Below are 13625 nucleotides of genomic sequence, written 5' to 3' on the forward strand. Positions count from 1 at the left end.
TCATCACCGCTGATGAACTTGATCGCACGCGTTGATCGAGATCAAGAGCATCAGCTATCGGGACGTAGCAACAGCCCTATGGAACGTCCCCATCATCGCTTCAGGGCCGCCTTCGCCGTGTGCCAGCGGATCGTGAACCGGACGACGCCCCAGATGACCCCGTCGGCGAGGTCCTCGACCGCGAAGACCGGCAGGTCGCGGTTCTCGAAAGCGAGCCAGGCGCGGTTGCCCTCCCTGCGGTAGCGCTTGATCGACATCTCCCCGTCGATCGCCGCGACGACGACGCTGCCGTCGCTCGGCTCGAGGCTGCGATCGACGCAGGCGAGGTCGCCGTCAAAGATGCCGGCTCCGCGCATGCTGTCGCCCGAGATGCGCCAGAGGAAGGTCGCCGGCGGGTTCGGGGCGAGCCACCGCGGCAGTTCGAGTGCGCCTTCCAGGAAATCGTCGGCCGGCGACGGGAAGCCTGCACACAGGCTCTGGCCCATGATCGGAATCCGAGCAACCGGGCCGCCCGGGGGCAGCTCCTCGATCCGCGCAATGGCCACGCTGCACCCCGTTCGCCACAAGAACAAAGAAGGAACAGAAAGGCCGTCGGTTCCGACGCGGCAAGCGGAAAGCGATGCGACCGCGCCAGCCTTTGGAAACCTGTGGAAAGCGGGGACAAGCGCAATCGAAGGTTGCGACCGACCTCTTGTGTCTCGCGCCGTCTTCGACCGCGAATCTGCGAGTCGGTGACTCGGGATAGCGGAAATCGACAGCAAAATATGGTTAACGCGGCACACCCCGGCTGCGTGGTTTCTACCGATTTGTTCCGCTTTCGTTCTCGTTCCAGTTCTAGGACATCAGCCCGACGCGCTTGGCATTTGTTCCTAGGCGCACTCGGACCGTTCGGATTCGAGGAGCGGGCTCATGGATCGGTTTCAGGCCGAGCTGCACGCGATCGCCCTGCAGAGCTCGTCGCACTACCGCGTCCTGCGCAAGCTCGAGCGGCGCGGTCTCTATGAGTGGCCGCTGCCGGATCGCGTGAAGATCGCGATCCTCCTCGATTGCGAGACCACTGGCCTCAACCCGCACACCGACGAGATCATCGAACTCGGGATGCTGCGGGTCGCCTACAACCCGACCGGCACCATCCTCGGGCCGATCGCCGAGTTCCAGAGTTTCCGGGAGCCGTCGCGGCCGATCCCGTCCCAGATCACCCCTCTGACGGGGATCACCGACGCCATGGTCGCCGGCCATCGCATCGACGAGACCGCGCTCCGCGCGTTCGTCGCGGACGCCGACCTCATCATCGCCCACAACGCGAACTTCGATCGGCGGTTCTGCGAGCGCCTCTGCCCCGTCTTCATCGACAAGGCTTGGGCGTGTTCACAGACCCAAATCCCATGGTTGGCCGAGGGCGTCGAGGGCACGAAGCTCTTCTACATCGGCTTCCAGCAGGGCTTCTGGTTCGAAGGTCATCGCGCCAGCGACGACTGCTACGCACTCTTGGAGATCCTCGAGATGCCGCTGCCGCGATCCCACGCGATCGCCATGGGCAAGCTCCTGGAGAACGCCCGCCGGCCGACCGTCCGGGTCTGGGCGCTCGGCGCGCCGTTCGAGGTCAAGGACCTCCTGCGCGAGCGCGGATACCGCTGGAACGTCGGCGAGGACGGACGGCCGCGCGCCTGGCACCGGGAGGTCGAGCGCGATCAGGTCGAGGCCGAGCTCCGCTACCTCGACGATCTCGGCTTCCCGGACGCCCTGGAGCCAATGGTCACCGAGGTGGACGCGTATATCCGCTTCTCGGACCGGCTGTTCTGAGATCCGGCCATGCGAACGATTCAGCCTCATCTCGACCACTACTTGCGAGCCATCGCCCGCGACTCATTGCCGCGAATCGTGCGCAGATCAGGGCGAGATCAGCCGAATCCGACCCGAATCCGGGCGATGCCCGTCTTCTTAGATCATCTTGGTTCGATCTCGCGGCAGATCAGCAAAGTCGAGATGCGCCGAGATGCGGTCGAGATCGCGCGGAATGGCGATGACAGTCATTCCGTTGCTTGGAAATCCAAGCACAGCGCCCGGCGCGAGCAGTCGTTCGAGGGTTATTCGCAGAATCGACGCGTTGACTCTAACCGTTCTGCGAGCCGATCCTCGTGCGTGCAACCGAGGGGAGGCCCGCCGATGCCGTGAACCGAATGCCGAGCCCGAAAATGACGAAAGCGCCCAATCGCGAGACTGGACGCTCTCGAAGCTAAGCCGCGTCGACCCCCCGATTTCTTGGAGGAACTCAGGGTCGGCGTGACAGGAGCGCACCTGCGAACTGGCGACCAGCGCCAGGGCGTCGGGAGCCCTTTGCAGAGGTTAGATTCTCACAGGCGGACTCCGCCTGCAAGCCCCTCTGCCCACGGCCCACGCGCACCCGCTCTCCGCTGCCGGAGCCCGACGCCTGCCCCTCGCAGGCGAACGCCCCCGGCTGCCTCCGTCCGACCGCTCGCCTCGAGCGAAGCCCGACGCACCAGGAGATGACGATGCCCCGTACAATCGATCCGTCCGCCCCCGACTGGGAGCACCCCCGCGACAGCGTGGCCGACCGCCCGCTGACGAAGTTCCGCTCCCGCGCCTCGACCCAAGGGGTGCTCGTCACGAACGAGGATGCGCCGCGCCAGGTCTTCTTCGAGAGCCTCGGTGAGTTCGGCCTGCTCACCACCCTGCTCGCCCGCCAGGACGTCGTCGACATCCGGGAGCAGCAGGAGGCGGTCTACCGCGACCACGCCGGCGTGACGCGGCGGCACTACTTCGACTTCATCGTGCGGATGCGCGACGGCCTGCGCAAGGCTCTGGCCTACAAGCCGAGCGAGCGGGTCGAGGCGCGCGACTTCGAGGCGTTCCTGCACGACCTCGCCAGCCGGATCTCGCCCGAGGTCGCCGACGAGATCGTGCTCATCACCGAGGCCGACATCCCGCGCGCGACCATCCGCAACGCGGCGCTCCTCCATGACTGCCGCCGGGATCCGCCCGGCGAGGCCGACGCCGCGGTCCTGGCCGCGCTCTCGACCGTGGTCGGCCAGATCAGCATCGGCGATCTGCGCGACGCGACCGGCTACGGCGGCGAGGCGTTCCGCGCCATCGTTCGCCTCATCGGCTCTCGAAGGATCGCCACGAAGGGTTTTGCCGCGATCACGGCCGACACCCTCGTCTGGGCGGCGGGTGAGGAGGGCGCGCGATGACCGCCGGCACCCCGATCACACCGCGCTACCGGGTCGACCCGACCGATCGCCTCGTCTTCGGCGGCGGCCAGATCCTTACCTGCAAAGGACTGACGGCGGCCGGCTACCTGCTGCAGCCCTTCGGCTCGGATAGCACCGACCACGTCTCGTTCGAGCAGTTCGAGCGGGAACGGCAGCACCCCGACTTCCGCCAGGACACGATGTTCTACACCGAGCCGCGGGCGCGGGCCCGGGGGCGCACACTCATCGAGAGCGACGACGAGATCCCGGCCGAGGAGCTCCCGGAGGTGCGCTGGCGGGAAGCCTGCGTGCGCGCCTACTACGACGAAAAGACCAAGGATCAGCGCAACCCGCCGCCGGCCGGTGAGCAACGGATCAATCGGACCCTGCCCGGTCTTGCCGAGGCGATGCGGCGCGCCGGGTCGCATCTGATGCAGCTCGACTACGCCAAGAAGGCGAAGGCTCAAGGGGCGGTGCAGGAGCGTCCGAGCCTGAACAAGTCCGGCCAGCCTCGGAAGCTTCGCGTGGGCCGAACGGTCGTCCTCCGTTCACCGCCCGGCCCAAGGACGTTGCAGCGCTGGATCCTGGCGTACGAGGAAGCGGGCTGCCAAGCGTGGGGTCTGCGGCAGTGTCACTGCAACAGCGGCAACCACAGATCGCGCTTCGAGCCCAACGAATACGCGGTGATGATGGAGGCCGTGTACGCCTTCATGAGTCGAAAGCGCCCGTCTCGCCGGCAGTGCTACAGCGATTACAAGGACGCGCTCGATCAAGAGAATAGGAAGCGCGCCGAGACAGGTTTGCCGCCGCTGCGCCAAATCGGTGCCTCGACCTTCCAAGCCCAGATCGCCCGGTTCTCACGCTTCCAACAGGACAGCGCCCGTCACGGCATCGAATACGCCATCCGCCGGAACTGCGGTGTCCGGCGAAAATTCGAGGTCACCCGCATCGGCGAGCTCGTCCAGGTGGACGGCTGCAAGGTGTCGCTCATCAACATGGCCGTCGAGAGCGGCCTCTGGGCGACGCTGACCCCCGAACAGCAGAAGGCCGTGCCAAAGGAGCGATGGATCCTGCTCCGGGCGATCGATGTCGCCTCTCGCTGCATCCTCGCGGAGGTCCTCGCGCCGACCGAGACCACTGCGGCGGCCGCGGTCCTCTTGCGGATGATGATCAACGACAAGACTCCGCTCGCTGTCGCGATGGGGGCGAGGACGCCGTGGGACTATGCCTGCGTCCCCCACGCAATCGCGACCGATGCCGGGGCCGCGTTCCGGTCAGACCGGTTTCGGCAGATACTCGCGGACCTCGGGATTACGTTCGTCGCACCCCAGGTCGGACAGCCGAATAAGCGGGCGCATGTCGAACGCAGCTTCGGCACGACCCGGACGCAGTTCCTGACGCACTTCGCCGGTCAGACCTTTGCGAATATCGGCGACAAAGGGGACTACGACCCTGGCAAGAATGCCAACCTCTTCGTCGACGAGCTCGCCCGCGCCCTCGTCCTGTACGATGTCGACATCTACCACCACACGCCCCACGAGGGCTTGTACGGCGAGACCCCGCGAAACTGCTGGCAGCGCCTCATGGTCGAGAGCGGGTGCTCCCGGGTCACGCCCGGCGCGCACCAGCTGAGGGCGATCTTCGGGATCCCTCTCACCCGGACCGTCGGCAAGCGAGGGATCCGGTTCCTCGGTCTGCACTACCAATCCAGCGACCTCGCGGCGCTGCTCGCCGACAAGGGCGAGATCGAGATCCCCGTCCGCGTCGACCCGGACAATCTCGGCTGGATCTCCGTCCAGATCGGCAGGACCTGGAAATCCGTCGCCTGTGCGACCAGCGGCCTTGAGGGAGCTTCGATCCAGGAATGGCTCGCTGTCGTCCAGGACCAGCGACGACGCCACGCCATCGCCGCAGCCGCCAGCCGACCGATCGTCACCGAGGCGCTCCGGCAGATCCGCGCGATCGCGGCCAAGGCCGAGCGCCGCTTCAAGATCGCGCCGCATACCTACGACGCCGACGCGATCGGCCGCGCCGAGCACGAGATTCTGAAGGGGTTCGACATCCCCGAAGACACGAGCCGTCAGGTTCGTGCGCCCGGCGCTGATCCCCTCGCCGCCGGCATCCCGGTCACAGGCCAGACCCATCCAGACGCCGAGACGAAGCGGTCCACACAGCGGCCGCGGGGTGAGGCAACGCCGCCACCCGTCGCGCCACCACCGCCCGACGACGAAGACGACAACGACTGGACGATGGAGACGCCCGATGCCTGAGAATCATTTCGATCCGCTGGATCAGTTCCGCAGCGTCGCCTCCGCGCAGCAGCTACAGCGCGTCGGGGTCATGCAAGGTGTGCGGGGAGCCTACTTCCGGCACCCGCGGCACGACGAGGTCACCGATCACATCGACGACCTGCTCGCGCTCCTCCTCGAGCATCGCGATCCCCGCCTGCCGGCGGGCCAGCACGAAGGCCGGGGCATCGCGGTCATCGGCGAGCCGCGCGCCGGCAAGACCACGATGCTGCGCCGGATCTTCCAGGAGCATCCGGCCTTCCCGGGTTACGGCCAGGAGGGATCACGCTGCCCGCTTGTGTCGGTGATCCCGCAGGGGGCCTGCACTCTCAGCCGCTTCACCATCGACACCCTGCGCAAGCTCGGGATGCCGGTGTCGGACGTGCCCCGGCAGGAGCAACGGATCGCTCACATGGTGCGCGATCACATGCGGCTGATGGGCGTGAAGGTGCTGCACGTCGACGAAGCCCACCACATCACCCAGCCGGCGAACGCCATTCAGATCAAGAAGATCATCAACGTCTTCAAATGCCTGATGATCGATGACGAGTGGCCCATCGGCCTGGTCTTTTCCGGCATCCCCGAGATCATCGGCGCGATCCGGCAGGACCGCCAGCTCCAGGCGCGCTTCAAGTTCATCTTCATGGCCGGGCTGACCGTGGCAGGCGACGCCCGCAAGATCGGAGGCATCGTTCGGCAACTCGCCGGCCTCGCGAAGCTGGAGATCGCCGCCGAGCACGTCGATGCCCTCGCACCACGCCTGATCCACGCCGGCGGGTATCAACTCGGCCGGACGATCGAGTACGTGCAGGACGCCATCGAGGTCCGGCTCAAGCGGAATGGCCGCCTCGCCGCAGAGGGCCGGGCGTCCGATCAGCCGCTCTGCCCGGAGGATTTCGCTCAGGCCTACGCACGCAGCACCGGCGTCCAGGCCGACGACAATCCGTTCGTGGCGGACGACTGGGAAGCGACCGATCCCTTCCAGACGCTCGACAGCCTGGCCGATCGCGACGGGCCTCCGGCTCCGGCGAAGCGCGCCGCCAGACGGAAGGGTGGTTGAGCCATGAGCAAGCTTCGCCCGTTCGTCCCACTGATGCCGGGGGAGAGCGTGACGAGCTTCTGCGCTCGCCTCGCCGCCCTTCACGGCCTCTCCTCGGTGCGAACCTTCTGCCGCTATCTCGGACTGCGGTTCTCCAGGATCGTCGCCGGCGATCCGTCCGCCCTCGACCAGCTCGCGGATCTGACGGCGGTACCGGTCGACGAGTTCGCGCGGCGGAGCCTCCGGCGCGAGGGCGGGATCTACTCGTATCAGGGTGAGATCGCGCCCCAGCCGATGATGCGGCGCAGCCGCATGTACGTCTGCCCGCGGTGCCTCCTCGAGGACATCGCCGGGTCACGCTTCCCGCCGATCGCCGCCTGCTATGGGCGCGCGGCTTGGCAGTTCGGGCCGATCCGCGCATGCGACCGGCACGGGGTTCTCCTGCAGCAATTCGGCCGGCCTCTCCACCGCTCGATCGCCCACGACTTCGCGCGGACGATCTGGCCCTTGCTGCACACCCTGCAGAGGTGCGCTGACGAGGCCGTCGCCGTCCCGCCTTCAGCCGCCGAGGCGTACCTGAGGGCCCGGCTCGACGGATCCCCCAGGTCGTCGCCCCTGCTCGATCAGATGCCGTGGTACGCCGCGGCGCGGACGTGCGAGGCGGTCGGAGCCGTTGCCCTGTTCAGGGCGTCGGTCACGCTCGCCGGCCTCGACGAGACCGACCGGCGGCGCGCTGCCGACGCCGGCTTCGAGATCATCGATGCCGGCCGGCGCTCGGTCGAGAATCTCCTCGACGATCTGCGCGATGGCCTCAGGTCGACGGGGACCGGCCGGGAAGGCGCGCCGACCGTGTACGGTCTCCTGAACGAGCTTCTCACGCGCCCCACACCCGATCCCGCTTACGCGCCCCTGCGGGAGATCGTGTTCCGGCATGCCCTGCGCACGATCCCGTACGGACCTGGGGCAGTCGTCGTCGGGCTGCCGGTCAAGCGACGTCAGACGCACTCCCTCGTCACGGCCGCTGCCGCGGCTCAACAGCATCAGAGGCGGCTGCGGAAGCTCCTCGTCGCCGAGGGGATCATCGCGGCGGACGCGCCACGGAGGGATGCCGACGTCTTGTTCGACGCCAGGCTCGCGACCCCGATCCTGCGCCGCATCGCCAAGGGCATGAACCTTCATAGCGTAAGGGAGCATCTCAAGACCCGATACGCCCATACGCTGACGCTCGCGCGGAACGGCTTCATCAAGCCCATCGTCGCGAGCGTCGGCGAGACGGACATCCGGCCCAGGTACGCGGCCTTCGACCTCGACGATTTCATCGCCAGCCTGATCGAAGAGGCCGTCGTCCACCCCCAGCCCGAGCGGCCGATCATGGACATCCCACGAGCCGCCAAGCGAGCCTACTGTACGACCCCCGACATCCTGCGGATGATCCTGGCGCGGCAGCTCCGCTGGGTCGGGCTCGACCCGGACGTCTCCGGATTTCATGCCATCCTCGTCAACGCCGACGAGGTGCTCGATCGCGTCCGCGGGCCAGCCCACGACGGCTTCACCATGCAGAAGCTCCGAGTACGGCTCGGCGTCCACCAACGCGTCGTCGAGGCGCTCATCGCGCAGAGCCACCTGCCTCAGGTCGAGCGCATCAACCCGGTCAACCACTGCCCCAACCGCATCGTGTTGCCCGAGACGGTGGAGGCCTTCGAGCGCAGCTACGTGTCGCTGTCCGAACTCGCCCAGCACTGGAGGACGAACGCCTTCCGGTTGAAGAAGGATCTCGATCGGCGAGGAATCGAACCGGCGCTGCGGAATGACCAAGTCGGCGCGACGTTCTATTCAAGACGTCAGCTTCTGTAGCCCAACGAAAAGACGATCCCCTCGAAAGCCTTGGCGAAAGCTGGGGCTTTTTCTTTGCGCGAACCACATTATGGGTTGCGCAGGTGCCAGATTACGCCGTATTCGGACGCAAATTATGCTCTCGCAATCGAATGCGAAGGACCAAACCCCAAAAAGGAAACGTGTGAAAACAATGGGTTAGATGGAGAAATCGGACAAACTTTGGTGTTCGCTACACCAGTCCCTAGAGGGATCACCCTCGGGCGCGTGCCGAATTCGCGGACCGTCGCAGCAGCTCACCCGACTGGAGACGGAGTTGCTGGCCTGGCATCGTCTCGGCGACCGCGCTGGCCGCCTCGGTGAGCGAGCCCGAGCGCTGCCGCTCCGGTCGGCAGTTCGCGGCCTCGTGCGGCACCTGCCGCGGACCTGCGGCCGCGGCCGCCTGGCAGCAGGACGAGGAGGTTCTTCCCGGTCGCGAGGACGATGAGCGTCGATGGCGCATCGGTCAGACCGGGAGCCGGGATACTCCGCGTAAGGTCTCGGACGTCGTAGCCCGCGAAGCAGAGCGGGGCCCAGCTCGCGAAGACCGTGAGGGCCAGCGGTCAACACGAGCGACTGCATGGACAGGCCGGACACAGGACTGCACCCGACCCACGCGCCAGAAGCTCTGTTCGCCAGCGGCGATGCGGGAGCCATCCACACAGGGCTCCGCGAGGAGAGGAGCCGATCCTGAAGCGCTGGCGCCATCCTTGCCTTGGGTGACCCGTCCCCGAGCAGGAGCCGGATGTCATGGCTATCACAGATCATGCCCTCGCTTGGACGCAGCTGTTTGGCGAGCTTGACCGGAGCGGCTTGGCGCTACACCTGCAGATCCGCCGGGCGATCGTGACGGCCATCGAACGGGGGCTGTTCACCGCGGAGGCCCGGCTGCCTTCGACGCGCCAGCTGGCGTCCCTGCTCGGTGTCGCCCGCAACACAGTGGTGAACGCGTATCAGCAGCTCATCGACGAGGGTTTCCTGGTCGCTCACGAGCGCAGCGGGATCTTCCTGGCGCCGGATCTGACCGTCTCCGAAACACGCGGCCCGTCCCACGGACGGACGATCGCGTGGTCGCGGCGCTTCGCGGTCCGGCCCGCGCAGCTGCGGCAGATCACCAAGCCCCGGGACTGGCTCGACTATCCCTATCCCTTCCTGTTCGGCCAGTTCGATCCGTCCCTGTTCCCGGCCAACGACTGGCGCGAGAGTGTGCGGGCAGCCTCCGGGGTGTCCGAGATCAACGCCTGGGCGGGCGACCTGATCGACGAGGACGATGCCGATCTCGTGGAGCAGCTTCGCCTGCAGGTGCTGCCGCGGCGGGGCATCTTCGCGAGCGCCGACGAGGTGATGGTCACCATCGGCTCGCAGCAGGCGCTCTCGCTGCTGATCCAGCTGCTGGTCGGCCGCGACACGCCGGTGGGCGTCGAGGACCCGAGCTATCCCGATACCCGCAACATGCTGACCCTCGCCACCGACGACCTCGCGGCGCTCGCCATCGACCGGCACGGGGTCGTGCCCGATGCCGCCTTCGCCAGCCGGAACGTGGCGTTCGTCACCGTGGGGCATCAGTGCCCGACCACCGCGGTGATGCCGCTGGAGCGGCGCCGTGCCCTCCTCGAGGCCGCGCGGCGCCACGACGTCGTCCTGGTCGAGGACGATTACGAGGCCGACCTCGCCCTGGCGGACGAGATCCCGTCCCTCAAGAGCCTCGATGCGGACGGCCGCGTGATCTATGTCGGCAGCTTCTCGAAGGTGCTCGCCCCGGGCCTGCGGGTCGGCTACGTGGTGGCGCCCCGGGCCGTGATCGCGGAGCTGCGCGTGCTGCGGCGGCTGATGCTGCGCCACCCGCCGTCGAACAATCAGCGCGCCACCGCGATGTTCGTGGCGCTCGGGCATTACCGCACGCATCTGCGCCGGACCGCCGGCGTGCTGGAGGAGCGCGCCGTCCGGATCGCCGGTCTGCTGCCCCGCCTCCTGCCCGCGTTCCGCTGGCGGCGCGACCCGGGGGCCACGAGCTTCTGGGTGGAGGGGCCTGCCGACCTCGATGCCCGGGATCTCAGCGTGCGCGCCCGCGCCCGCGGCGTCCTGATCGAGCCGGGCGATATCTTCTACGCCGATCCGGAGGCCGGCCGGGCCTGCTTCCGCCTGGGCTTCGCCTCGATCCGCACCGACCGGATCGAGGCGGGCCTCACCCGCCTCGCGGAGCTGGTCACGCCGGCCGGAATCCCCGCGTCACAGGGGATGGCCGAGCAGGTCTGAGACCGCCTGCACCGCGCTCGTGACGGCGACGGTGCAGAGCAGCAGGATCGACAGGGCTCGATGACCCCGTCCGGCACCGAGCCTGAGAACCGCTTCGCCGAGCCGGCTGCCGGCGACGATGAGCGGGATGCCGACCATCACCGGGAGCACCAGGGAGGCCCCGAAGAGCCCGGCGGTCGCGAGGCTGACGGCGCTGGCGATCGACGTCGCCAGGAAGAACACCAGCAGCGAGGCGCGCCCCTGCTGCGGCGAGAGCGGCGTCGCGAGATAGTAGGCGACCACGGGCGGACCCGGCATCGCCGCGAGCCCGTTGCACAGGCCGGCGGCCAGCCCGACCGCCAGGGTCGCGCCGCCGCGCGGGAGCCCGGCGAAGCGAAAGCCGCGCAGGAGAGCGACGGTCCCGCAGCCGCAGACCAGCGCGATGCCGAGCCGGGCGACGTCCGGGCTCGCCGCAGCCAGCGCGGCGACGCCGAGCGGCGATCCGACCACCGTGCCGGCGACGAGCCAGCCGAGCGACGGCCAATGGCAGGTTCGGCGCGCCCGCGGCAGGTCGGACAGGCTCGCGCAGAACTGGAGGGCGACGGCGAGCGGGACGCACTGGCTCGGCGGGAGCGTGAAGCCGAGCAGCGGCACGGCAGCCAGGGCGAACCCGAAGCCCGTGAAGCCGCGGATGAGCGCCGCGGCGAAGATTGCGGCGGCGATCGCGATCAGGGTTGCCGGTTCAGCCATCGGTAGAGCGGGCGCCACCGCCCTAGCGCATGTCGACCACGATGGTCTTCTTGCGGGTGAAGTGCTCCAGCATCGACTCCAGGGAGGCCTCCTTGCCGAGGCCGGACTTCTTGAATCCGCCGTAGCTGAGGTTCGGCTGGATCGTCAGGTTCTGGTTGACTTGCACATAGCCGGCATCCAGCGCGTGCGACACCCGCAGCGCCCGGCGCAGGTCCCGGGTCCACACCGTCGCGGCGAGGCCGAATTCCCCCGCATTCGCGGCCTCCAGGACGTCGTCCTCGTCGGAGAACGGGACGATGCAGGCGACCGGTCCGAAGATCTCGTCGCGCATGAGCGGGCTGTCCTCGGTCAGACCGGTGAACAGGACCGGCTCGACGAACAGGCCCGCGGCGAGATCCGGCGCGGCCGGCAGGTGCCCGCAGCGCACGGCCCGCGCGCCCGGCGTCGCCTCGCCCCGGGCGATGTAGTCCATGATCTTGGCGCGCTGCCGGGCGTTGATCACGGTGCCGATGTCGGTGGCCTCGTCCAGGGGATCGCCCATCCGGAGATTCGAGACGGCGGCGGCCAGCCGCTCGACGAACCGGTCGTGCAGCTCAGCGTCGACATAGATCCGGCTCGAGGCGGTGCAGCTCTGGCCCTGTCGGGTGAAGCGCATCCCGGCCACCGCGCCCGCGACGGCCCGGTCGAGCTCCGCATCCGCGAAGACCAGCATCGGGCTCTTGCCGCCGAGTTCCAGGCTCACCGGGATCAGCTTGTCGGCGGCCTCGCGGTAGATCGCCTCGCCCACCGCCTGCGAGCCCGTGAAGGTGACCTTGGCGACGTCGGGGTGCCGGACCAGCGGCGCCCCGCAGGCGGGACCGGTGCCGCAGATCACGTTGAGGACTCCGGGCGGCAGGAGATCGGCCAGGAGGCGCGCCGCCTCGATCGTCGCGAAGGGAGCCTCCTCGGAGGCCTTCACCACCACGGTATTCCCGGCGACCAGGGCCGGACCGATCTTGAGCGCCATCAGCACGAGGGGCACGTTCCAAGGCAGGATCGCCGCCACCACGCCCAGGGGCTCGCGCGTGGTCAGCGCGAGCATGTCAGGGCTGAAGGGCAGCGTCTCGCCCTTCAGCTCCGTGGCGAGACCGCCGAACATCGCGAGGATATCGGCCGCGGTGGCGATCTCGGGGCGACACTCGGTGCGGATCGCCTTGCCGGTCTCGGCGGCGAGCAGGGGGGCGAGATCCGGAGACGCCGCCGCGATCCGGCGCCCGCCCTCGGCCACCAACCGCCCGCGCTCGCGGGCCGGAACCCGCGCCCAGGCCTGTCCAGCAGCACGGGCGGCCGCGACCGCCGTCTGGACGTCCGCCGGGCCGGCCGCGGGCGCCTGGGCCAGGGCGCGCCCGGTGGCCGGATCGAGGACGGTGAGGCAGGCTCCGTCCACCGGGCCGACCAGCGCGTTCCCGACGAGGTGGCGCCCGGCGAGGGCGGCCAGGAGGTCACGCACGCCCTGGGGGAGGCGCGCGCGGCCACCCGCCAGGCTCTCGGATTCATTCGACATGGGCGGCTCGCTCGCGGTCGGACTGGGGCGTCCGGGCGTCGATACGAGCGCCCCGGGCGTCGCGACAGGTCCAGGCGGTGGCGAGTGAGCGGGCCAGGCGCAGCCCGGTGTCCTCGGGCTCCGGCCGACCGGACCCGCTCCGCCGCTCCTGTCGGGCGCCTCGGCTGACCCGCCAACTGGATGCGTCGTTGGCCTCCGTCTGGACCTCGTCGGGCGGACGGCGGCGGCGCTAGGTCGTGGCGGACGATGGCCGCCTGCGGGCGCGCAAGGGGAGCGCAGTGCGATGACTGAAGCGACGACCGAGGCGGAGCGCCACGCCCTCCTGGAGCGCCTGTTCGCGGCCTTCAACCGCCACGACGCCGACGGCGTCATGGCCTGCTTCACGCCGGGGGTCGTGTTCGACACGGCAGCCGGACCGGAGGCGCACGGCCGCCGGCTGACCGGCCAGGACGCGGTTCGGGCGGCCTTCGTGGCGGTGTGGACCGACATGCCGGACGTGGCCTGGACGGTGTCGCGCCACACGCTGGCCGGGGAGCGGGCCACGTCGGAATGGCTGTTCACCGGCACCCGGGCCGACGGTGGCCGGGTGGCCGTGGAGGGCGTCGACCTGTTCGTGTTCGAGGGCCGGCTGATCGCCCGCAAGAGCGCCTTCCGCAAGGACCGCCCGGTCCAGGCGGTCTGAGGGA

At 68.8% G+C, this 13625-nt stretch carries 11 protein-coding genes and 1 pseudogene; 8 read left to right on the plus strand and 4 right to left on the minus strand.

From position 1 onward, the window contains the following. Nucleotides 1-92 precede the first annotated feature (92 nt). The gene (locus tag ME121_RS07810; protein ID WP_089231368.1) at nucleotides 93-485 is read right to left on the minus strand and encodes a LexA family protein; all 393 of its coding nucleotides are present in this window, start codon (nucleotides 483-485) and stop codon (nucleotides 93-95) included. A gap of 424 nt (nucleotides 486-909) precedes the next feature. Here ME121_RS07810 and ME121_RS07815 point away from each other — a divergent pair, with 424 nt between their 5' ends. The 3 genes from ME121_RS07815 (at nucleotide 910) to ME121_RS07825 (ending at nucleotide 5482) form a co-directional block, all read left to right on the plus strand. Further along, nucleotides 910-1803: a 3'-5' exonuclease gene (locus tag ME121_RS07815; protein ID WP_059408621.1), complete on the plus strand. Its 894-nt coding sequence runs from the start codon at nucleotides 910-912 to the stop codon at nucleotides 1801-1803. Nucleotides 1804-2513: 710 nt separating this feature from the next. Beyond that, nucleotides 2514-3212, plus strand: coding sequence for a PDDEXK family nuclease (locus ME121_RS07820; protein ID WP_059408636.1), 699 nt, complete (start codon nucleotides 2514-2516; stop codon nucleotides 3210-3212). Beyond that, a complete protein-coding gene (locus ME121_RS07825) occupies nucleotides 3209-5482 on the plus strand; it encodes a TnsB C-terminal domain-containing protein (RefSeq protein WP_059408622.1) in 2274 nt (757 codons plus the stop codon). The genes ME121_RS07820 and ME121_RS07825 overlap by 4 nt, the downstream gene beginning before the upstream one ends. Before the next feature lie 52 nt (nucleotides 5483-5534). Here the strand turns inward: ME121_RS07825 and ME121_RS33430 are convergent, their stop codons facing one another. Then, on the minus strand, nucleotides 5535-5753 hold the full coding sequence (locus tag ME121_RS33430) for a hypothetical protein (protein ID WP_491892826.1): 219 nt from the start codon (nucleotides 5751-5753) through the stop codon (nucleotides 5535-5537). Here ME121_RS33430 and ME121_RS07830 point away from each other — a divergent pair. The 4 genes and pseudogenes from ME121_RS07830 (at nucleotide 5727) to ME121_RS07840 (ending at nucleotide 10667) form a co-directional block, all read left to right on the plus strand. Next, nucleotides 5727-6560: a TniB family NTP-binding protein gene (locus tag ME121_RS07830; RefSeq protein ID WP_491892827.1), complete on the plus strand. Its 834-nt coding sequence runs from the start codon at nucleotides 5727-5729 to the stop codon at nucleotides 6558-6560. The genes ME121_RS33430 and ME121_RS07830 overlap by 27 nt on opposite strands. Nucleotides 6561-6563: 3 nt before the next feature. Next, the gene (locus ME121_RS07835) at nucleotides 6564-8393 is read left to right on the plus strand and encodes a TniQ family protein (RefSeq protein WP_059408623.1); all 1830 of its coding nucleotides are present in this window, start codon (nucleotides 6564-6566) and stop codon (nucleotides 8391-8393) included. A gap of 271 nt (nucleotides 8394-8664) precedes the next feature. Then, nucleotides 8665-8785 (plus strand): annotated as a pseudogene (locus tag ME121_RS33435) (IS110 family transposase); the annotation flags it as partial. 376 nt (nucleotides 8786-9161) lie between these two features. Next, complete coding sequence (locus ME121_RS07840; protein WP_024828598.1) at nucleotides 9162-10667, plus strand: aminotransferase-like domain-containing protein; 1506 nt, start codon at nucleotides 9162-9164, stop codon at nucleotides 10665-10667. Here ME121_RS07840 and ME121_RS07845 read toward each other — a convergent pair. Together ME121_RS07845 and ME121_RS07850 are read right to left on the minus strand one after the other, a co-directional pair. Continuing rightward, nucleotides 10641-11396: a sulfite exporter TauE/SafE family protein gene (locus tag ME121_RS07845; RefSeq protein ID WP_012321668.1), complete on the minus strand. Its 756-nt coding sequence runs from the start codon at nucleotides 11394-11396 to the stop codon at nucleotides 10641-10643. The two genes, ME121_RS07840 and ME121_RS07845, sit on opposite strands and share 27 nt — an antisense overlap. Before the next feature lie 22 nt (nucleotides 11397-11418). Further along, nucleotides 11419-12939, minus strand: coding sequence for an aldehyde dehydrogenase family protein (locus tag ME121_RS07850; protein WP_059408624.1), 1521 nt, complete (start codon nucleotides 12937-12939; stop codon nucleotides 11419-11421). Nucleotides 12940-13222: 283 nt separating this feature from the next. Between ME121_RS07850 and ME121_RS07855 the strand changes: the two genes are divergently transcribed. Further along, nucleotides 13223-13621, plus strand: coding sequence for a nuclear transport factor 2 family protein (locus tag ME121_RS07855; protein ID WP_012321670.1), 399 nt, complete (start codon nucleotides 13223-13225; stop codon nucleotides 13619-13621). The last annotated feature ends 4 nt before the right edge of the window (nucleotides 13622-13625 follow it).

The sequence above is a fragment of the Methylobacterium sp. ME121 genome, from assembly GCF_000974725.1.
Lineage (GTDB): Bacteria > Pseudomonadota > Alphaproteobacteria > Rhizobiales > Beijerinckiaceae > Methylobacterium > Methylobacterium radiotolerans.